Source organism: Streptomyces sp. NPDC107550, assembly GCF_055639095.1.
Genome location: NZ_JBVKBC010000008.1, coordinates 1 through 19,827 on the forward strand (window position 1 = coordinate 1; position 19,827 = coordinate 19,827).

Here is a 19,827-nt window from a genome sequence, read left to right on the forward strand (position 1 = left end):
GTGCAGATCGTCGTCCTCGACGTGAATCGCCTTGTCCGCGCCCATCGACAACGCCTTGCGCAACGCGTCCTTCGCGTCCTCCGGACCCACCGTCAACACGGTGACCTCCACGTCGTCATCCGAGTTCTCCGAGATCTGCAGCGCCTGCTCCACCGCGTACTCATCCAGCTCCGACAACAGACCGTCCACGTCCTCACGATCCACGGTCAGGTCATCAGCGAAACGCCGGTCACCCGTCGCGTCCGGCACGTACTTCACGGTGACAACGATCCTCAAGCTCACGCCGGCTCTCCTTGCTCAGAGCGTCCTCGGATGTTCCTCGACGTCAAGGTATGGCACTCAGTTCCCTCTGTAAAGGTACCTAGTGCCAAAAGTGTCGGTGCGGTGTTACGTTCCCCGCATGAGCGAGGCACGTGAGGTCACCGGTACCCCGAAGAAGGCACCCATGCGCGAGGTGCTGGCCGAGGCGGCGTTCCAGCTGTACCTGGAGCGCGGTTTCGAGCGGACGACCGTGGACGACATCGTGGCCCGCGCGGGCGTCGGCCGGCGGTCCTTCTTCCGCTACTTCCCGTCGAAGGAGGACGCGGTCTTCCCCGACCACGAGAGCTGCCTCGCCGACATGACGGCCTTCCTGGACGCCGCCGACCCGGCGCGCGACGCGGTCGCCGTGGTGTGCGACGCGGCCCGGCTCGTGCTCCGGATGTACGCGGCGAACCCCGAATTCTCCGTCCAGCGCTACCGGTTGACCCGCGAGGTCCCGGGCCTGCGCACCTACGAACTGTCCGTCGTACGCCGCTACGAACGCACCCTCGCCGGCTATCTGCGCATGCGCTGGCAGGGCGAGCAGGACGGTGCGCTGCGCGCCGAGGTGGTCGCCGCCGCCGTCGTCGCCGCGCACAACAACGCGCTGCGCTCCTGGCTGCGTTCGGGTGGCGAAGGGGACGCCGAGGAGGCCGTCGACCACGCCCTCGGCCTCGTACGCCGGACCTGGGGCGGGGCGGCCGGGGACGCCGGGGCCGCCGCGCCGCAGGAAGACGTCGTGGTGATGGTCGCGCCCAAGGGGGCACCCATATGGCGCGTCATCCAGCAAGTCGAATCCGCGCTGCGCGACGACTGAACGCCGTCGCGGCCAGGGCCTCCCCCCGGCGCTGACCTGCGTGAACGCAGGAAAGGGTACTCGGTGTCTTTACCGCGCGGCACTGAGTGTCATACGCTGATCCGGCGCCGGAGCCGCAGCCCCGGCGCGCACCGGGCGAGTGCGGGGAGGCAGTGGCATGACAGTGACCTCGGAGATGACCGGCGGCGCGATCGGCGTCGCGGCGCCGGCGGAGAGCGACACCGGCTTCGCCTACAAGCGCTGCCGCTGGTGCGGCACGGCGTCGTTCCGCCGTCTGCTCTGCCCGGTCTGCGCCTCCAGCGATCTGGAGACCCGCTACAGCGAGGGGCCCGGCATCGTCGTACAGTCCCGAGTCGTGCACCGGGGCACCGGTGTGGCGCGCAACGAGTCGATGGTGCGTTTCCCCGAGGACTTCGTCGTCCCCTGCCGCATCATCGGCACCGCCCCGCACCTCGTCTGGATCGGCGCCGCCGTGCGCCCCGCGAGCGGTGCCCGCACCGACGCGGGCGAGGTCGTCTTCGAACTCCGCGAACCGCTGGAGGAGTACGACCGGCTGCGCTGAGCCGACGGCTTGCGTTGTGCCGACGGTCCGCGCTGAGCGGCGGTCGGCAGCGCTGAGCGCGACGCCCGCGCCGGGCGCCACGCTCCCTCAACAGCCTTACGGGAAGGGCCCGTTCAGTCCTTGTCCGTCTCGCCCGCCTCGATCGCCTCGCGCGCGATCTGGTCGAACTGCGCGCCCATCCGCTCGGCCAGCGCCTGCGCCCCCGACAGCGGGCGCACCATCACCATGAAGTCGTCGATGAGGCCGTCCTCGTCGACGTGCAGGAAGTCGCAGCCGGTGAGCGTGCGATCGCCGACCCGGGCCTCGAAGACGAGCGCGTGGTCCCGGCCGCCCGGCTCGCCGATCTCCCGTACGTAGTGGAAGTCCTCGAAGACGCGCGTCACCCCGCGCAGGATCGCGGCCGTGATCGCCTTGCCCCGGTACGGCTTGAACACCACCGGGCTCGTGAACACCACATCGTCCGCAAGCAGCGCCTCCGCCGCCGTCATGTCGCCCTTCTCCACCGCCGCGCGGAACGCGTGCATGCCGCCGCCACCTCGCCCTCTCCATAGACAACAAGTTGAATAGGTGCGGATGACAGTAATCGCATCGTTGTAAGGTGTCCATATGTCGCTCAAGTACGCGGTCCTCGCCGCTCTTCTGGAGGGCGAGGCCTCCGGCTACGACCTGGCGAAGATCTTCGACGTCTCCGTGTCCAACTTCTGGGCCGCGACCCCGCAGCAGCTCTACCGCGAGCTGGACCGGCTCGCCGTGGACGGGCTCGTCGACGCCCGCGTCGTACCTCAGGAACGCCGCCCCGCCAAGCGGATGTTCACGCTGTCCCCGGCCGGCCGCGCCGACCTCGCCGCGTTCACCGCGCGGCAGCCGAAGCCCACGGCGATGCGCGACGAACTGATGGTGAAGGTGCAGGCCGTCGACGTCGGCGACCGGGGCGCCGTCCGCGCGCACATCCAGGAGCGCATGGCGTGGGCGCACGGCAAACTCGCCCGCTACGAGCGGGTGCGCCGGCATCTCCTCGGCGAGTGGGATGAGGCCGAGTTCCTGGCGCGGGCCGAGCGTGTCGGACCGTACCTCACCCTCATGGCCGGGATCGCCTTCGAGGAGGAGAACCTGCGCTGGGGCCGGCGCGTCCTCGACGTCCTCGACCGGCGCGCCGCCACCCGCGCCCGCGCCGACCGGGCCGAATCCCGTACGGGCGAGGGTGGCTGACGTACCGTCACGGCAGTGCGCGGTTGGTCAGTCGGCCGCTGGGGAGGCGCGCGGCGAGTCCAGCTCGGTGAGGAAGCCGAGCAGCGCCGCGTTCACCTCCTCGGCGCGCTCCTGCTGGATCCAGTGCCCCGCGCCGTCCAGGACGACCCGCCCGCGCAGATCCGTGAGCACCCGCTCCATCTTGTCGTCGGGCATGAAGTGCCGTACGGGGTCGGCTGATCCGGTGACGAACAGCGACGGGCAGTCGATCGTGCGGCCCGCCAGCGGCTCGGTCAGCTCCCAGGTGCGGTCCATGTTCCGGTAGTAGTTGAGCCCGCCCGTGAAGCCCGTCGCCTCGAACGCCTCGACGTAGTACGCGAGTTCTTCCTCGGTCAGCCAGGGAGGCGGCGGGAATCCCTCGTCCGGGCGCCCGGCCCACTCCCGCGACCAGATCTCCCGCGTCAGCAGGGTCCGGCGCACGTTCCGGCCGAGGGCGCGGTCCGCTTCCCCCGGCTCCTGGAACCACACGATGTAGAACTCCTCGCCCAGCCGCTCCCGCAGCACCGGCACCGGAGGCACCGCCGACCGGGGCGTCGCCGGGACGCTCATGCCGACGACCGCCCGCACCCGCTCCGGGTGCGCCACGGCGAGCTGCCACACGATCATCGAGCCCCAGTCGTGCCCGACGAAGACCGCGTCGTCCGCGCCCGCCTCGTCCAGCAGCGCGACCAGGTCCCCGCACACCGACAGCGCGTCGTACGCCTCGACGGCCTCCGGACGCGAACTGCCCCCGAAACCACGCAGATCCGGCACGAGCACCCGGTACCCGGCCCGCCCGAGCGCGAGGGCCTGATGCCGCCACGAGAACGCCAGCTCCGGAAAGCCGTGGCAGAGGACGACCAGCGGCGCGCCCGGCTCCTCGGGCCCGCAGGAGAAGACCCGCAGCGTCACGTCACCGGCGTCCACCTCCCGCACGGTCATCCGCTTCCACGCCTCGATCACCGGCTCGGCCGTCATCCGCGTACTCCTCTGATCGGCCGGGCGCGGCGGAGCCGGAGGCCCGGCGGGCAGGTGGGTCCGCCGGCATTCTCCCGCACGCGCCCCAGGCCGGGCGGAGTCGTCGGACGGGAGGGTTTCCGGGGGTGGTCCTGAGGGTGAAGGGTGCGCAAGGATGGGGGCATGACCGCGGCCCAGCGCGCCATGACCGAACTATAGGGGCGCGGGGAACTGCGCGCTCAGCCACGACGAGACCGTCAGACGAACCGCTCACGGCCCCGCCCGGTTTGGCCCGCCCCGATCCGGCTACCCGCCGACAAGACGTACGTACGGACAGACGGACGGACGGAAAGGAGCCGGCCCGGTGATCCCCCTGACCGACCGCGAACCGCCCAAGGACGACCTGGTCCGCTTCCTGGAGGACCGCTTCGCCTGCGCCCAGTCCTGCACCGACTGCGCCCGCACCGCCGCCACCCTCGTCAGCTCCACCGACCTCGCCGCGCTCGCACCCCCCGCACACGGCCCCACCGGCCCCTTGCCGGTAGGGGAGGAGGACCACCGACCCGCACCGCACGGCCTGCGCCGCGCCCTGCTGCTGTGCGTGGAGGTGTGCGACGCGACGTGCCGTCTGCTGTCCGAGGAGTCCCACCAGGACGAGTACGGGCTGCGCCTCCAGGTCGAGTGGTGCCGCGCGGTGGCCCTGGAGTGCGCCCAGGCGTGCGACACGACCCCCGGCGCCGCCGACTGCGCCGACCGCTGCCGGGCCTGCGCCCGCGCCTGCGCCGACTTCCTCACGACGCTCGGCTGAACGCGCCTCGGACTGAACCCACCTCAGCCCGACCCCGCCTCAGCCGGACCCCGCCTCGGGCTGAACACCCCTCTCCTCGCCCTCCCCATTCCCTATTTCTGGAACGAGTTCTACTGTGTGCGCCGTCCCGCGCGCCCGGCCGCGCGCGAACGTCGCCCAGTCGACCGCCAGGAGGGGCCGTGCACCTCGCATACACGCCCGAGCAGCAGCAGTTGCGTACCGAACTGCGCGCGTACTTCGCCGACCTCGTGCCCGACCACGCGCACACCCGCTACGAGGAGCCCGCCGCCCAGAAGCGCTTCTACCGGCAGACCGTGCGCCGCCTCGGCGCGGACGGCTGGCTCGGGGTGGGGTGGCCCGAGGAGTTCGGCGGGCGGGGTCTGACGCCGATGGAACAGTTCATCTTCTTCGACGAGGCCGCCCAGGCGGGCGTCCCGCTCCCGCTGATGGCGCTGAACACGGTCGGCCCCACGATCATGCGGTTCGGCACCGACGAGCAGAAGGCGTACTTCCTGCCGAGGATCCTCTCCGGGGAGATCGACTTCGCCATCGGCTACAGCGAACCCGACGCGGGCACCGACCTCGCCGCGCTGAAGACGCGCGCCGTGCGGGACGGCGACACGTACGTCGTGAACGGGCAGAAGATCTGGACGACGAACGGCGACACCGCCGACTGGGTCTGGCTCGCGGTGCGCACCGACCCCGACGCGCCCGCCCACAAGGGCATCACCATGCTCCTCGTCCCGACCTCCGACCCCGGCTACACCTGCACCCTCATCAACACCCTCGCCTCCCACGACACCACCGCGAGCTACTACGAGAACATCCGCGTCCCCGTCTCCCGCCGCGTCGGCGACGAGAACAAGGGCTGGCGGCTGATCACCAACCAGCTCAACCACGAACGCGTCACCCTCGCCGCCCACGGCACCATGGCGATCCGTGCCCTGCACGACGTGCAGCGCTGGGCGATGGAGACCAAGCTCGCCGACGGGCGCCGCGTCATCGACCTCGGCTGGGTCCGGCAGCGGCTCGCCCGCACCCACCTCCGCCTCGACGCGATGAAGCTCCTCAACTGGCAGATGGTCAACGCCGTCCAGGAAGGCACCCTCACCCCCCAGGACGCCTCCGCCGTCAAGGTCTACGGCTCCGAGGCCCGCCGTGACGCCTTCGCCTGGCTCATCGAGATCACCGCCGCGGCCGGCGCCCTGAAGGAGGGCAGCGCGGGCGCGGTCCTGCACGGCGAACTCGAACGCGGCTACCGCTCCGCCGTCATCTTCACCTTCGGCGGCGGCAACAACGAGATCCAGCGCGAGATCATCTCCTGGATCGGCCTCGGCATGCCCCGCGTACGCCGCTGACCCCGAGGTACGTTGGGGGAACAGGGGCGGGTGGTGGTCCTGGTGACTCCCGGGCGGAGGTGGCGGAAGTGGCGGACGTGGCTGGTGTGAGCGGGGCGGGCGGCCGGGGTGATCCCGGGCTGTTCGGGCCCGGGTCCGTGGCGTGGCAGGTGCACGCCGATCCGATGATGTGGGTCGCCGGAGTGCGGGCGCTGTACCTCCAGGCGCTGCATCCCCGGGCCGTGCGCGGCGTCATGGAGAACTCCGACTTCCGGCGCGACGCGTGGGGGCGCCTGATGCGGACCGCCGGGTTCGTCGGCACCACCACGTACGGGACGACCGAGGCGGCGGAGCGGGCAGGCGCGCGCGTCCGCAAGATCCACGGCAAGCTCGGCGCCACCGACCCCGACACCGACGAACGGTACGGCGTGGACGAGCCCGCGCTGCTGCTGTGGGTGCACTGCGCCGAGATCGACTCCTACCTCCACGTCGTCCACCGCTCCGGATTCCCGCTCACCGATGCCCTCGCCGACCGGTACGTCGCCGAACACCGCGTCAGCGCCCGCCTCGTCGGACTCGATCCCGCGCAAGTGCCGGGCACGCGCGCGGAGTTGGCGGACTACTTCACCGGTGTACGGTCGCAGCTCGCCGCCGGGGACGACGCCCGCGCCGTCGACGACTTCCTGCGGCGCCCCCCCGACGCACCCCCTGCTGATCCCCGCCCGCGAGGTCCTGTGGCGGCACGTCGCGTCCCTCGCGTACGACTCCCTGCCGCCCTACGCCCACGCCCTGTACGGACGCCGCGCTCCCGCCCCGCGCCTCGTCACCCGGCGCCTGCGCGCCACCGGCGCCCTGCTCCGGGCCGTGCCCGCCACCCTGCGCTGGCAGCTTCCGCCGAAGCACATCCTGAGCGCGGTCGCCCGACTCGGCCCCGGCAGCCGCCCCGCGCCCGCGAAGGCCGGGCGGGGCGCACCACCCGCCTGACGCGCCCGGCCCGCCCGGCACCTGGACCCCGTACGCCCGCCGTGTTACCAAGAGCCATGCGCGCACAGGTCAAGGACAGATACGACGTCGTGGTCGTCGGCGGCGGGCACAACGGTCTTGTCGCCGCCGCCTATCTCGCCCGCGCCGGACGGAGCGTGGCCGTGCTGGAGCGGCTGGGCGCGACGGGCGGCGCCGCCGTGTCCAGCAGGCCGTTCCCCGGCGTGGACGCGCGCCTGTCGCGGTACTCGTACCTCGTCAGCCTCCTGCCCCGCGCGATCGTCACCGACCTCGGCCTCGGCTTCGCCGTGCGCAAGCGGACCGTCTCCTCGTACACGCCGACCGTCCGCTCCGGGCGTCCCACCGGCCTGCTCGTCGGCGGCGGGACCGAGCGCACCCGCCGGTCCTTTCACGAACTCACCGGCTCGGAAAAAGAGTTCGAGGCGTGGGAGAGGTTCTACGCCCTGACCCGGCGCGCGGCCGAAGCCGTCTTCCCGACGCTCACCGAACCGCTGCCCGAGCCCGCCGAGTTGAGGGCGCGCATCGACGACGACGCCGCGTGGCGGCTGCTGTTCGATGAGCCCATCGGCGTCGGCATCGAGGAGCACTTTACCGACGACCTCGTACGCGGCGTCGTTCTCACCGACGCCCTCATCGGCACCTTCGCCGACGCCCACGACCCGGACCTCGCCCAGAACCGCTGCTTCCTCTACCACGTCATCGGCGGCGGCACCGGAGACTGGGACGTGCCGGTCGGCGGCATGGGCGCCCTCACCGACGCGCTCGCCGCCTCCGCCCGCGCGGCCGGCGCCGACCTGCTCACCGGGCATGAGGTCACCGCCGTCGCCACCGACGGGCGCGACGCGGAGGTCACGTACCGCACCGGCGACAGCGAGGGCACCGTCGCCGCCCGGCACGTCCTGTCCGGCGCCTCGCCCGAGGCCCTGGCACGGCTGCTCGGCGACCCGCCGCCCCCGCCCGCCGAAGGCGCCCAGTTCAAGGTCAACATGCTGCTCACGCGGCTGCCCCGGCTCAAGGACACCTTCGTCGACCCGCGCGAGGCGTTCGCCGGCACCTTCCATGTCGCCGAGGGGTACGAGGAGTTGGCCACCGCCCACGCGCAGGCGGCGGCCGGACGGATGCCGACCGCGCCGCCGTCCGAGATCTACTGCCACTCCCTGACCGACCCCACGATCCTCGCCCCGGACCTCGCCGCATCCGGCCACCACACGCTCACCCTGTTCGGCCTGCACACCCCGGCCCGCCTGTTCACCGCCGACAACGACCGGGCCCGCGCCGACCTGCTGGCCGCCACGCTCTCCACCCTCGACGCCCATCTCGCCGAACCCCTCGCCGACTGCCTCGCCGCGGACGCCGACGGCCGCCCCTGCATCGAGGCGAAGACCCCGCTGGACCTGGAGGCGGACCTGCGGCTGCCCGGCGGCAACATCTTCCACCGCCCGCTCGCCTTCCCCCACGCGGCGGACGGCACGGGCCGCTGGGGCGTGGAGACCGCCCACCCGAACGTGCTGCTGTGCGGCGCGGGCGCGGTGCGCGGCGGCGGCGTCAGCGGCATCCCCGGGCACAACGCGGCGATGGCCGTCCTCGGCCGCTGACCTGCGCACACGCCCCGCCCGCGCAGGGTCCCGCCGGCCCGGGCCCGGCCCGGCGCTGGTGTACGGTCGGTCGTCGATCACGCGCGACCGAAACGCGCGACCGAAACGTGCGAACGAAACGTGCGAACGAAACGTGCGAACGAAACGCGCGAACGCGACGCACGAACGAACCACGCCAAGGAACCGCGCGCACGGAACGCGCCAGGACACGACGGAACGGAACAGGGCCGGTGGTGCCACGATGACTCCCCGCCGCACGGACGGCACCCCCACCTTCACCGAGCAGGCCCGCCGCGCCCAGCTCGTCGCGTGCACGATCGACGTGATTGCCGCCGAGGGCCTCGCGGCCGCCTCCCTCGCGGCCATCGCCCGGCGCGCGGGGCTGTCGAAGGCCGCCGTGCTCTACCACTTCGACTCCAAGGACAACCTGACGCGGGCCGCGTTCACCCACGTCCTCGACGCGTTCGGGACGTACGTGCGCGAACGCGTCGCCCGCGAGGACGAGCCCCGCGCGGCCGTCGTCGCGTACGTACGCGCGATGGTCGGCTACCAGCGCGACCACCGCGCGCACGTCCGCGTCCTCACCGAGACCCTGCTCGACGACCATGGCGGCACCCGCCTGAAGAACCCGGGGCAGCACGACGTGGGCGGACGCCGCGACGAGCTGGCCGCTCTGCTGAGGAAGGGTCAGGAAGTGGGCGCCTTCCGGGAGTTCGACGCGGCGACCGTCGCCCTCGCGGTCGGCGGCGCCATCGACGGCGTCGTCGCGCACTGGCTAGCGGACCCCGCGCTCGACCTCGACACCGCCGCCGACGAACTGGTCGCCTTCACCCTCGCGGCCATCACCGCGTAGGCGGCGCGACGCGCCGGGCGAACGCGGGCGCGCGCTCCGGGCGGACGCCGATGCCGCCCAGGTACCCCGTCACCGTCCGCAGCGGCGGCACCCTGCGCAGCAGCCGCAGGGGGAGGGGAAGCCGGTCGCCGCGCAGAGTGCCCTCCAGAGCGGGACGCAGCAGCATCCGGTGCTCGCCGTCCTGGACGCGCTGGGTGAGCGTCGTCGGCAGCAGGCGCCGGGCGCGGACGGCGGCGAGGTCGGCGTCGCTCACCCGGCCCTCGCGCAGCGGGCGGGCCAGGAGCCGGGCGGCGGCGACCGCGTCCTGCACCGCGAGGTTGACGCCGACGCCCCCGGTCGGGGACATGATGTGCGCGGCGTCCCCGATGCACAGCAGGCCCGCGCGGTGCCACACGGGCAGCAGACCCATCGTCACCTCCAGGAGCTTCACGTCGTCCCAGGAGGTGATGGCGGCGGTCACCTCGGGGCCCCAGCCGAGCAGGGCGCCGAGCCGGGAGCGGAAGCGGTCGAGGCCGGCCGCGCGCAGGGCCGCGTCGGTGCCCTTCGGGATGAGGTAGGACGTCTGGAACCAGTCGCCGCGGTCCATCGTCGCCGCGACCTGCCCGTCCGCGATGCTCAGGAACACCTGGCCGCCCTTGTCCGCGTCCGCCGGCGCCGGGACCCGTACCTGCCACACGTCCATCGGCACGTCCCGGTACTCGGGTACGAGCCCGGCCGCGTCCCGCACCCGAGAGTCCCGCCCGTCGCACGCCACGGTGAGATCGGCGGTCAGCTCGTGCGCCTCGCCCGCCGCGTCCACGTAGCGCACGCCCGTGATCCGGCCGTCGGCGGCGCGCAGCAGACCGGTCGCCGCGCAGCGCATGCGGAGCGTGAACGAGGGCTCCTCGGTGGCGGCGTCCGCCAGCAGGTCGAGGAAGTCCCACTGCGGGACCATGGCGATGTACCGGTGCCGGCCCGGGACGTGGCGCAGGTCGCCCGCGATGACGCGCACGCCGTCGATGTCCATCCGCATCCGCGTCAGGCGCCGCACCGGCAGCGCGGCGAACCGCTCGCCGAGGCCCAGTTCGTCCAGCAGCCGCAGCGTCGAGGGGTGCACGGTGTCGCCGCGGAAGTCGCGCAGGAAGTCCGCGTGTTTCTCCAGGACCGTCACCTCGATCCCGGCACGCGCGAGCAGCAGCCCGAGCATCATCCCGGCGGGGCCGCCGCCCACCACACAGCACGTCGTCCGTTCCATCCGTCCGCCCCTTCCGCCCGTCGCGCACGCCGGGTCGTCGCCGTGCGCACGCCACGGAGTCTAACCGCTCGGTCAGAAAACTGACCAAGCGGTTAGAGGTCGGAGGTGCGGGGGAGTCAGTCGCGGGAGGCCGTCCAGCCCTTCGCCTCGATGCGGGAGGAGTCCGCCGGGCGTGCCTCGTCGAAGACGACCGCGTGTCCGTCCACGACCCGCATCCCGTCGACGTACCCGCCGCGCCCCACGTAGAGCTGATCCGTCGCGTACCGCCAACGCAGCCGCGTGGACGGCGAGTTGAACGCGCCGAGGTCGGCGGTGAGCCGGTGCCAGACGCGGCCCGCGTACCCGTCGACCGCGCCCGTGGGATGCGCGGTGTCACCGTCCGTCGTGAACGGCACCGGCTTCCACGACGCGCCGCCGTCCGTCGACGCCTGAAGGGACAGGAAGTCGGAGTGCGGCTCGGTGTCCCACCACAGCTCCGCCTCAAGACGTGCTCGCGGCGAGGTCAGCCGCAGGTCCGGCAGCGTCAGCGTGGCCGTCGCCGCGCTCGCCATCCCCGAGAACCACGCGGTGCGCCCCCGCGCCGGGCGGACCGCGACGGCCCGCGCCATGTTGTTGCCCGCGGCGACCCGGGGTGCGGAGCCGGACCGCCAAGTGCGTACGGGGTGGACGGAGTTGCCGAGGACGATGAGGAAGGAGTCGGTCGTCGGATCGAGCACCAGGGAGGTCCCCGTGAACCCGGTGTGCCCGGCCGTACGGGGAGTCGCCATCGCGCCCATGTACCAGTGCTGGTACAGCTCGAAGCCGAGGCCGTGCTCGTCGCCGGGGAATGCCGTGTTGAAGTCCGTGAACATCAGGTCCACCGACTTCCGGGAGAGGATGCGGGCCTGCCCGTACACCCCGCCGTTGAGCAGGGTGCGGCCGAGGACGGCGAGGTCCCAGGCGGTGGAGAAGACGCCCGCGTGGCCCGCCACCCCGCCGAGCCCGTACGCGTTCTCGTCGTGCACCTCGCCCCACACCAGGCCCCGGTCGAGCCCCGACCACGGCGCGCGGGCGTCCTCGGTCGCGGCGACCTTCGGCTTCCATTCGGCGGGCGGGTTGTAGCGGGTGCGGGTCATGCCGAGCGGGCCCGTGATCCGCTCGGCGAGCAGCACGTCCAGCGTCTTGCCGGTCAGCTTCTCCAGGACGAGCTGGAGCGAGATCAGGTTCAGGTCCGAGTAGAGGTAGACCGTCCCGGGCGGGTTGAGCAGCTTCTCGTTCCAGACGAGACGGAGCTGCCCCTCCTTGGTCGTCTCCTTGTACAGCGGGATCCAGGACCGGAACCCCGAGGTGTGCGTGAGAAGTTGACGGACGGTCACGGCCTGTTTGCCGCCGCCCGCGAAGTCCGGAAGGTACGAGGCGACGGTCGCCTCCAGTTCCAGGCCGCCGCGCTCGATCTCCTGCACCGCGAGGATCGACGTGAACAGCTTGGAGACCGACGCCAGGTCGAAGACCGTGTCCCGGGCCATGTCGATCTGCTGGTCGGCGGGGAACTCGACCCCGGTGTCCGTCGTGTCGTCGTAGCGCGCGTACCGCACCGCCTTGCCGATGGGCTGGTGCAGCGCCACCGTGCCGCCCCGGCCCGCGAGCAGCACCGCGCCCGCGTACCAGGGGTGCTTGGGGGAGGGGCCGAGGAACTTCTCGGCGTCGACGACCAGTTGGCGCAGGTGCCCGGCGAGCAGGCCCGCGCTCTCCGGCGACCCGCGCCGCAGTGTCGGGCGTCCGCCCCGGCCCTCGTCGGCGGCCGCGGCGGCGGGGCCCGCGGGGAAGGGGGCGAGGGCGAGGGCGCCGCCCAGGGCGAGGGTCGCGGCGCCGAGCCGGCGCCGGGTCAGGCCGGAGCGCCCCGGCTCGGTGTCGGTGGGTCTCATGAGGCAGCCTCCTGAAAGTATCTTTCGGGATCTCGCTCGACGGGTGAAACTTTCATGTCAGGCATGGCGCCTGTCAACCATCCGGCCCGCGTGGAGACCCCGGGAAGAATCTGACGCTGCATCAGAAAACCTCTTCCGTCGCCCGGCCCGCTGCGGCATCCTCGCCCCATGCAGACGGAGCTGAGCAAGAAACTGGGCATCGAGCACGCCGTCTTCGGCTTCACGCCGTTCCCGGCGGTCGCCGCGGCCATCAGCCGCGCCGGGGGCTTCGGCGTGCTCGGCGCGGTCCGCTACACGGCACCCGACGAACTCAAACGCGATCTCGACTGGCTCCACGACCACGCGGACGGACGCCCCTACGGCCTCGACGTCGTCATGCCCGCCAAGAAGGTCGAGGGCGTCACCGAGGCCGACGTCGAGGCGATGATCCCCGAGGAACACCGCCGGTTCGTGCGCGACACCCTCGCCGCGCACGGCGTCCCCGAACTGGCCGAGGGCGAGGCGTCCGGCTGGCGCATCACCGGCTGGATGGAACAGGTCGCCCGCGGCCAGCTCGACGTCGCCTTCGACTACCCGATCAAGCTCCTCGCCAACGCCCTCGGCTCGCCCCCCGCCGACGTCGTCGCCCGCGCCCACGACCACGACGTGCTCGTCGCGGCCCTCGCCGGCAGCGCCCGGCACGCCCGCAAGCACGCCGACGCCGGCATCGACATCGTCGTCGCCCAGGGCTACGAGGCGGGCGGGCACACCGGCGAGATCGCCTCCATGGTCCTCACCCCCGACGCCGTCGACGCGGTCGCCCCGCTGCCCGTCCTCGCCGCCGGCGGCATCGGCAGCGGACAGCAGATCGCGGCGGCCCTCACCCTCGGCGCCCAGGGCGTCTGGCTCGGCTCGGTGTGGCTGACCACGACCGAGGCCGACCTGCACTCCCCGGCCCTGACCCGCAAACTCCTCGCCGCGGACGCCGGCGACACGGTCCGCTCCCGCGCGCTCACCGGCAAGCCCGCACGGCAGTTGCGTACGGCGTGGACCGACGCCTGGGACGATCCCGCGGGGCCCGGACCGCTGCCCATGCCCCTGCAAGGGCTGCTCGTCGCCGAGGCCGTCTCCCGCATCCAGAAGTACGAGGTGGAACCGCTGCTCGGCACGCCGGTCGGCCAGATCGTCGGCCGGATGAACGAGGAGCGCGGTGTCCAGGCCGTGTTCGACGACCTCACCCGCGGCTTCGAGGCGGCCGTGACCCGGCTGAACCGTATCGCCGGCCGGTGACCCGGGCCAGCCGGTGACGTGGGCCCGCCCGGGCCCGTGACCGAGGCCCGTCCGTGACCGACCCCCGCTCCAGAGAGGACCGGACCCGATGCCCGACCCCACCGCGCAACCCCCCAACGGCTTCTGGGCGCAGGCCGCCGCCGACCCCGGGCGGACCGTCCTGCACACCCCGGAGGGCGAGCCCTGGACCGCCGCCCGCCTGCACGCCGACGCCAACCGCATGGTCCACGGGCTGCGCGCGGCGGGACTCGGGCGCGGTGACGCGTTCGCCGTCGTCCTGCCCAACGGCGTCGCCTTCCTCACCGCCTTCCTCGCCGCCCAGCAGGCCGGGCTCTACCTCGTCCCCGTCAACCACCACCTCGTCGGCCCCGAGATCGCCTGGATCGTCGCCGACTCCGGCGCGAAGGTCCTCATCGCGCACGAGCGGTTCGCCGAGCAGGTCCGCGCCGCCGCCGACGAGGCCGGGCTCCCCGCCGAGCACCGGTTCGCGGTGGGCTCCGCCGAGGGTTTCCGCCCGTACGCCGAACTGCTCGACGGGCACAGCCCCGAACCGCCCGCCGACCGCACCCTCGGCTGGGTCATGAACTACACCTCGGGCACGACCGGCCGCCCCCGCGGCATCCGCCGCCCGCTCTCCGGGAAGCTCCCCGAGGAGTCCCATCTGGGCGGCTTCCTCGGCATCTTCGGCATCCGCCCCTTCGACGGCAACGTCCATCTGGTGTGCTCGCCGCTCTACCACACGGCCGTGCTCCAGTTCGCCGGGGCGTCCCTGCACATCGGGCATCCGCTGGTCCTCATGGACAAGTGGGCGCCGGAGGAGATGCTGCGGCTCATCGACCGCCACGGCTGTACGCACACGCACATGGTGCCGACCCAGTTCCACCGCCTGCTCGCGCTGCCGCAGGACATCAAGGACCGCTACGACGTGTCCGCCATGCGGCACGCCATTCACGGCGCCGCGCCCTGCCCCGACCACGTGAAACGCGCCATGATCGAGTGGTGGGGGACCTGCGTCGAGGAGTACTACGCGGCCAGCGAGGGCGGCGGGGCGTTCGCCACGGCCGAGGACTGGCTCAAGAAGCCCGGCACGGTCGGAAAGGCGTGGCCCATCAGCGAGTTGGCCGTCTTCGACGACGACGGCAAGCGGCTGCCCGCCGGTGAACTCGGCACCGTCTACATGAAGATGAACACCGGCGGATTCTCGTACCACAAGGACGAGTCGAAGACCCGCAAGAACCGCATCGGCGACTACTTCACCGTGGGCGATCTCGGTGTCCTCGACGAGGACGGCTATCTCTTCCTGCGCGACCGCAAGATCGACATGATCATCTCCGGTGGCGTCAACATCTACCCCGCCGAGATCGAATCGGCGCTGCTCGCGCACCCCGCTGTCGCGGACGCCGCCGCGTTCGGCATCCCGCACGAGGACTGGGGCGAGGAGGTGAAGGCGGTCGTCGAGGTCGCGGAGGGCCACGAGCCCGGCGACGCGCTCACCGCCGACCTCATGGCCCACTGCGAGACACACCTCGCGGGCTACAAGTGCCCCAAGAGCATCGACTACATCCCGACGATGCCCCGAGACCCCAACGGCAAACTCTACAAACGCCGCCTACGAGCCCCCTATTGGCCGACGCCCCCTCAATAACCCCCACGCTGAGACGCCCGAACGGGGCGCGGAGAACTAAGCAACCCGCAGCCACTGACACGCCCCCGGCCAGCGGCGCGTCCGCGGTGCCGAAAGGCAGCGGACTGTCCTCCTTCCAAGGTGACAGGCCGTTCAAGCCTGATCGTCCGGGCCATCCTCTTGCAGGACCGCGGAAGACGTAAGAGGGGACTCAACAGGTGACCTGGACATTGGTGACGACGTTGGTGGGGTCGAGCCCGCGGGTGGTCCAAGGAGCGACCTGGTCCCACAAGTCGTTCCTCTACGTACCCAGCCGAGGCATTCAGGCAGTTTCCATACCTGACTCCACCCTCACGGGGCAGGTAGGAACGGCACCGTCAGGCGGTCGGCCGGGTCGCCGTGTTGCAGTGCGCCAGCCGCGGCACTTGCGGCTGGCGCACATCTGATTCCCTCCGCAGCCGCGAGCGGCTGACGGCGGCCTCCGCGCGCCGCCGTCAGTGGCTGAGGAGGTCGAGCACCAGAGCCGAGGACCAGCTGAAGTTCGGGGCGTTCAGCCGGTCCCCGGTCAAGGGGTTGTAGTTCTCCTGTATCGGGCCGTCGCCGGACAGCCCCGAGGCGTTGGCCAGCAGCTTGCGCTTCAGCGCCCGCGCGTCCTTGTGATAGCCGTAGCTCTCCAGGCCGTTGAGCGCGTAGTACGCCTGGTCCAGCCAGACCGGGCCCCGCCAGTAGCGCGTCGCGCTGAAGTACGGCGAACTCTTCGACACGGTCGGGAACGGGACCTTGGTGTTGAACTCCGCCGCGTTCAACAGCTTCGCCCGGACCGCCGCGGCCTGTTCCCTCGACGCGGTCTCCGTCCACAGCGGCACCGCGCCCTCGATGCCCCGGCCGCGTTCGGTCAGCAGCCTCTTGCTGCCCAGCGCCTTGTCGTAGAACCACCCCGACGCCCGGTCGTACATCTGCTCACGGACGGCCCTGTGGGTCGTCTCGGACTTCGCCTCCCACTTCGCCGCGTCGCTGCGCTTCTTCAGCGCCTTCGCCATTCGCGCGAGGTAGCCCTGTTCGGCGGCCATGTAGGAGTTGAGGTCCACCGACTCCTGGTTGATGGAGTAACCGACGACCTTGCCATTCCTGTCCTTGTTGGGCAGGGCCTTGGTGCCGAGGTCCTTGTCGTAGCGCGGCGCGTTGTCCATGCCGCTCTCCCATGCCGCCGCCAGCCGCTGGTCCTCAGCGGTGGCGTTCAGCGGGTCGACCGTGGCACCGTACTCGACCAGACCGTTCCGGTCGTGGTCACGGGTGCGGTACCACCAGTTCTGGTACGCCTCCAGCTTCGGGTACATCTCGCGCAGGAAGGCGCGGTCGCCCGTCTTGTGGTACACCTCCCACACCGCCCAAGCGGACAGCGGAGGCTTGGAGTTGCGCTCGTTCCAGTTGCCCCCACCCTGCGAGGGGTCGTTGTAGTAGATGACGTCCGGTATCATGCCGGCGTCCTGCGGACGGACCTTGGAATCGGGCCGGATCTGGTAGTCGAACATCGAGCGGATCTGACTCTTCGCCAACTCCGGCGCGAACTTCACCGTCCCCACCGCCTGCTTCCAGGTGTCCCACGCCCACAGGCCACCGGTGAAGCCCTTGTACGAGATCGACGGGCTGATGCCGTCGTGCTTGATCCGGCCGGCGGCGCTGCGCCAGTTGCCTATCAGCGTCTCGACCGCCTTCACGGCCGTACGCCGGTCCTTGGCCGGTACGCCCCGGGTGGCCGACTTGACGTAGCGGTCCCAGCGCTGGTCCGCGGCGGCGGCCGTGGCCCCGGGCCGGGCCAGCGCGGCCCGCACGGCGGGGGCCTCCCGCTTGCGTTCGGCCTCGGTGAAGGTGAACGACTCGGTCCAGTCGAGGGCCTGACTGCGTCCGGGCCGCAGGGTGAGGGGCGACGCGGCCTCCGAACGGTAGGTGTCGCCCTCCACGCTCGTCCGCACCCGGTCCTTGTGGATGATCTCGAACCGCTCGGTGCCGTCGGTCATGTAGTCCCAGGTCTCCCGCACCTTGGCGAAGTCGACCCGGACACCGTCCTTGGTCTCGCGGAGCTGCGGCGCGTCCTTCATCGGAGCCTTCTCGGGCCGCAGCAGCGAGCCGGTCCAGGCCGCGCCGAGCGTGCGGGTCTCACGTCCGCTGTTGCGCACCTCGGCGTGCACGAGCGCGGTCCGTTGCGAGGAGAAGCGCAGTTCGAGTTCCAGGCTCAGCCCGTCTCCGAGGTCGTACGACTGGAGCAGCCTGCCCGGCTCCGAGGTGAAAACGGGCTTCCGGCCGGCCGCCAGGTCCAGCACCCTCCCGGACTCGGTGAGCTGCATCCGGCTGAACGTCTTGCTCAGCCACCAGGGATACTCCTGCGCGATGTACAGGGGTCCGGTGAACCCGCCGTACGCGGAGGCGTCATCCGGTTCGGGGAGGGCGTAGGCGTGCCAGGCGCCCCTGTCGGCGAACACGTTGATGGGGTTGTTGTCGCCCCCGACGCCGGGAAGAGCACTCGCGGGCGAGCCCGTCCGGTCCACAATGTCCGCGTACTTGCTCTTCTTCTTTCCCCCGTCGCCGGGGCCATGGTGGCCGAGCGGCTCGACCGAAGGGGATGGCGTGGCGGCGGCCGGGGCGGCCACCATTCCGGCGAGCAGCGTGCCGGAAACGAGGGCGACCGCAAGCGTGCGGTAGCGAGAATTCATGGCGTACCTCATCTCTGCGAGTGCTGGATGGCTCTGAAGCAAGGTCAATAGCCCGTCTGAAAAACCGAACCCGCTCCGCCCGCCCCGACCCCGAAAGGCCAGAACTGGGCAAAGACAGAGCGAGAGTTCAGTTCCTCCGGCCGAAGAGGCCCCGGGTAATCGATCAGGCTCGGGAAGCCTGGAGCGCGGAGCACAAGAGGCAATCACGGCTACGCCAAGTCTGCGCACCTCATATATCCAAACCCGGAGCGCCGACGCACTTCCTCGCCCCCGGCGGGCGGTCGGGCAGACCGCCCGCCCACTTCACCTCGCCCGCCCCGCGGCAGCGGCCGCCACCGGTCAAGTAGGCGTTGCCGCAGCTCAACTGAGGTACGGTCAAATCGCGCACGACGTTGTGCCCTCCCTGCTCCCGGGGCATCGTGCCGACGCTCCGGCCAATGTGGACTAGCGGGCCGTCCTCCATGGAAAGCGATCTGCTAGCAGCGCGCAATGCACGCGCAGAGCCTCCCGCAGTGAGATCGCGGCAGACCGATAGCGAGACCGCCGGCGACAAGGGCGCGGTGTGCCGGAATCAGACGTACGGGATTCAGCAGAACATGAACAGGTGGCATGGGCCGCATCCTGGAGTTCGCGGTGCGCTGAGCAATAATGGTACAGCGAGCAAGGCGGATCGATCGGAGGCTGAGATGATCGCCGCCGCTGCGATATTACAGAACCCAAGATCCAGAACGCCAACAGCGGTTTCTTCCGCGTCAGCGCCTCGCTTTTCCATAACGAGAACTCGTCTAATCTCTGTCGCGGACCTCCAGTTGTCGCTGGAGGTCGTGCGGCAGCGTGTCGGCATCGAATCGGCCGTTCGCGCACAGCTCGGGCCGGGCGAGACGGCTTCGAACCGGGATGGGGTGCGGAACGGGGGCCTGGGAGCGGAGCAGTTCATCGCCGTGGCCGCTTCCCTTGCGTCGGTTCCTCGTTGCCCCGTGTGACAGGACGCGTTCCCGCGCCCCGGCCTCAGCACGCCCACCTACGAGGAGCGTTGATGGCCAGTCAAGACTTTCTGACCGCCAAGATCGAGCAGGGTTTCGACCAGCTCGACGTGGACGGCAACGGTGTACTGACCGAGGAAGACCATGTGGAGATGGGCCGCCGGGTGGCGTGCGCCCTGGGCCACGGCGAGGACTCCCCGGAGGCAGAGCGGATCATCAGTGCCTACACGGCCATCTGGCGAGAGGTGCACCTGCCGTTCCTCCCGCCCGGCAGCCGGGGCATCCCGAAGGACCGGTTCGTCGCCTCGACCCGTTCGCTGGCTCAGAACCCCGCGGCGGCCAAGTCCGTCCTCGGCGAAATCGCCGAGACCTACCTGCAGATCGCGGACATCGACCGGGACGGCCGGATCAGCCCCGTCGAATTCCTCACCTTCCAGCGCGGACACTTTCCGGAACTCACCGAGGAAGGTGTCGCCGAGGCGTTCGGTCACCTCGACACCGATGGCGACGGCGCTCTGTCACCGGCCGAGTTCACCGACGCGGTCATCGAGTTCTGGACCAGCCCGGAACCCGAGGCCCCTGGCAACTGGTGGATGGGACGCCCCGTCGTTCATCCGGCCTGACCCCGGGCGGACGACTCTCCG

General features: G+C 71.4%; 16 protein-coding genes and 1 pseudogene. 11 read left to right on the forward strand and 6 right to left on the reverse strand.

Features of this window, described 5'->3' with window-relative positions:
• Window positions 1-282 (reverse strand): electron transfer flavoprotein subunit beta/FixA family protein (locus ACZ7LY_RS13535; protein WP_471624722.1); only part of this gene is annotated, 282 nt, incomplete at its 3' end.
• 163 nt (window positions 283-445) lie between these two features.
• On the opposite strand from ACZ7LY_RS13535, the gene ACZ7LY_RS13540 reads away from it, so the two are divergent.
• On the forward strand, window positions 446-1,117 hold the full coding sequence (locus ACZ7LY_RS13540) for a TetR family transcriptional regulator (RefSeq protein WP_471624957.1): 672 nt from the start codon (window positions 446-448) through the stop codon (window positions 1,115-1,117).
• 157 nt (window positions 1,118-1,274) lie between these two features.
• Window positions 1,275-1,679: a Zn-ribbon domain-containing OB-fold protein gene (locus ACZ7LY_RS13545; protein WP_471624723.1), complete on the forward strand. Its 405-nt coding sequence runs from the start codon at window positions 1,275-1,277 to the stop codon at window positions 1,677-1,679.
• A 113-nt stretch (window positions 1,680-1,792) separates the two neighbouring features.
• Here ACZ7LY_RS13545 and ACZ7LY_RS13550 read toward each other — a convergent pair whose 3' ends face one another.
• Window positions 1,793-2,203, reverse strand: a complete 411-nt coding sequence (locus ACZ7LY_RS13550; RefSeq protein ID WP_471624724.1) for a nuclear transport factor 2 family protein — start codon at window positions 2,201-2,203, stop codon at window positions 1,793-1,795.
• Window positions 2,204-2,285: 82 nt separating this feature from the next.
• Between ACZ7LY_RS13550 and ACZ7LY_RS13555 the strand changes: the two genes are divergently transcribed.
• The gene (locus ACZ7LY_RS13555) at window positions 2,286-2,888 is read left to right on the forward strand and encodes a PadR family transcriptional regulator (RefSeq protein ID WP_471624725.1); all 603 of its coding nucleotides are present in this window, start codon (window positions 2,286-2,288) and stop codon (window positions 2,886-2,888) included.
• Between the two features lie 27 nt (window positions 2,889-2,915).
• Here the strand turns inward: ACZ7LY_RS13555 and ACZ7LY_RS13560 are convergent, their stop codons facing one another.
• Entirely contained in the window at window positions 2,916-3,884 is a 969-nt protein-coding gene (locus ACZ7LY_RS13560; RefSeq protein WP_471624726.1) for an alpha/beta fold hydrolase, read from the reverse strand.
• Between the two features lie 343 nt (window positions 3,885-4,227).
• Between ACZ7LY_RS13560 and ACZ7LY_RS13565 the strand changes: the two genes are divergently transcribed.
• From ACZ7LY_RS13565 to ACZ7LY_RS13585, 5 genes and pseudogenes are all read left to right on the forward strand, one after another.
• Window positions 4,228-4,671 carry a four-helix bundle copper-binding protein gene (locus tag ACZ7LY_RS13565; RefSeq protein ID WP_471624727.1) on the forward strand — a complete coding sequence of 148 codons (444 nt, stop codon included), beginning with the start codon at window positions 4,228-4,230 and terminating at the stop codon, window positions 4,669-4,671.
• Between the two features lie 179 nt (window positions 4,672-4,850).
• On the forward strand, window positions 4,851-6,029 hold the full coding sequence (locus tag ACZ7LY_RS13570; protein WP_471624728.1) for an acyl-CoA dehydrogenase family protein: 1,179 nt from the start codon (window positions 4,851-4,853) through the stop codon (window positions 6,027-6,029).
• Window positions 6,030-6,193: 164 nt separating this feature from the next.
• Window positions 6,194-6,992: pseudogene (locus ACZ7LY_RS13575) on the forward strand (oxygenase MpaB family protein).
• A gap of 56 nt (window positions 6,993-7,048) precedes the next feature.
• Window positions 7,049-8,605, forward strand: a complete 1,557-nt coding sequence (locus tag ACZ7LY_RS13580; protein ID WP_471624729.1) for a phytoene desaturase family protein — start codon at window positions 7,049-7,051, stop codon at window positions 8,603-8,605.
• Between the two features lie 241 nt (window positions 8,606-8,846).
• Window positions 8,847-9,458 (forward strand): TetR family transcriptional regulator, encoded by a 612-nt coding sequence (locus ACZ7LY_RS13585; RefSeq protein ID WP_471624730.1) that lies wholly within the window; start codon window positions 8,847-8,849, stop codon window positions 9,456-9,458.
• On the opposite strand, the gene ACZ7LY_RS13590 is transcribed toward ACZ7LY_RS13585, so the two are convergent.
• Both ACZ7LY_RS13590 and ACZ7LY_RS13595 read right to left on the reverse strand, forming a co-directional pair.
• Window positions 9,448-10,692, reverse strand: coding sequence for an FAD-dependent oxidoreductase (locus ACZ7LY_RS13590; protein ID WP_471624731.1), 1,245 nt, complete (start codon window positions 10,690-10,692; stop codon window positions 9,448-9,450). The two genes, ACZ7LY_RS13585 and ACZ7LY_RS13590, sit on opposite strands and share 11 nt — an antisense overlap.
• 116 nt (window positions 10,693-10,808) lie before the next feature.
• Window positions 10,809-12,596 carry a serine hydrolase domain-containing protein gene (locus ACZ7LY_RS13595; RefSeq protein WP_471624732.1) on the reverse strand — a complete coding sequence of 596 codons (1,788 nt, stop codon included), beginning with the start codon at window positions 12,594-12,596 and terminating at the stop codon, window positions 10,809-10,811.
• Between the two features lie 168 nt (window positions 12,597-12,764).
• Here ACZ7LY_RS13595 and ACZ7LY_RS13600 point away from each other — a divergent pair, with 168 nt between their 5' ends.
• Window positions 12,765-13,865 carry an NAD(P)H-dependent flavin oxidoreductase gene (locus tag ACZ7LY_RS13600; RefSeq protein WP_471624733.1) on the forward strand — a complete coding sequence of 367 codons (1,101 nt, stop codon included), beginning with the start codon at window positions 12,765-12,767 and terminating at the stop codon, window positions 13,863-13,865.
• A gap of 88 nt (window positions 13,866-13,953) precedes the next feature.
• Window positions 13,954-15,510, forward strand: a complete 1,557-nt coding sequence (locus ACZ7LY_RS13605; protein ID WP_471624734.1) for an acyl-CoA synthetase — start codon at window positions 13,954-13,956, stop codon at window positions 15,508-15,510.
• Window positions 15,511-15,983: 473 nt separating this feature from the next.
• On the opposite strand, the gene ACZ7LY_RS13610 is transcribed toward ACZ7LY_RS13605, so the two are convergent.
• On the reverse strand, window positions 15,984-18,200 hold the full coding sequence (locus tag ACZ7LY_RS13610; RefSeq protein ID WP_471624735.1) for an MGH1-like glycoside hydrolase domain-containing protein: 2,217 nt from the start codon (window positions 18,198-18,200) through the stop codon (window positions 15,984-15,986).
• A gap of 1,036 nt (window positions 18,201-19,236) precedes the next feature.
• Here ACZ7LY_RS13610 and ACZ7LY_RS13615 point away from each other — a divergent pair.
• Window positions 19,237-19,806, forward strand: a complete 570-nt coding sequence (locus ACZ7LY_RS13615) for an EF-hand domain-containing protein (RefSeq protein WP_471624736.1) — start codon at window positions 19,237-19,239, stop codon at window positions 19,804-19,806.
• Window positions 19,807-19,827: the final 21 nt, after the last annotated feature.

Coding starts and splice junctions, on each gene's coding strand:
- ACZ7LY_RS13555 (WP_471624725.1), top strand. CDS start 2,286: ATGTCGCTCAAGTACGCGGTCCTCGCCGCTCTTCTGGAGGGCGAGGCC.
- ACZ7LY_RS13610 (WP_471624735.1), bottom strand. CDS start 18,200: ATGAATTCTCGCTACCGCACGCTTGCGGTCGCCCTCGTTTCCGGCACG.
- ACZ7LY_RS13560 (WP_471624726.1), bottom strand. CDS start 3,884: ATGACGGCCGAGCCGGTGATCGAGGCGTGGAAGCGGATGACCGTGCGG.
- ACZ7LY_RS13600 (WP_471624733.1), top strand. CDS start 12,765: ATGCAGACGGAGCTGAGCAAGAAACTGGGCATCGAGCACGCCGTCTTC.
- ACZ7LY_RS13595 (WP_471624732.1), bottom strand. CDS start 12,596: ATGAGACCCACCGACACCGAGCCGGGGCGCTCCGGCCTGACCCGGCGC.
- ACZ7LY_RS13550 (WP_471624724.1), bottom strand. CDS start 2,203: ATGCACGCGTTCCGCGCGGCGGTGGAGAAGGGCGACATGACGGCGGCG.
- ACZ7LY_RS13580 (WP_471624729.1), top strand. CDS start 7,049: ATGCGCGCACAGGTCAAGGACAGATACGACGTCGTGGTCGTCGGCGGC.
- ACZ7LY_RS13585 (WP_471624730.1), top strand. CDS start 8,847: ATGACTCCCCGCCGCACGGACGGCACCCCCACCTTCACCGAGCAGGCC.
- ACZ7LY_RS13605 (WP_471624734.1), top strand. CDS start 13,954: ATGCCCGACCCCACCGCGCAACCCCCCAACGGCTTCTGGGCGCAGGCC.
- ACZ7LY_RS13545 (WP_471624723.1), top strand. CDS start 1,275: ATGACAGTGACCTCGGAGATGACCGGCGGCGCGATCGGCGTCGCGGCG.
- ACZ7LY_RS13615 (WP_471624736.1), top strand. CDS start 19,237: ATGGCCAGTCAAGACTTTCTGACCGCCAAGATCGAGCAGGGTTTCGAC.
- ACZ7LY_RS13540 (WP_471624957.1), top strand. CDS start 446: ATGCGCGAGGTGCTGGCCGAGGCGGCGTTCCAGCTGTACCTGGAGCGC.
- ACZ7LY_RS13590 (WP_471624731.1), bottom strand. CDS start 10,692: ATGGAACGGACGACGTGCTGTGTGGTGGGCGGCGGCCCCGCCGGGATG.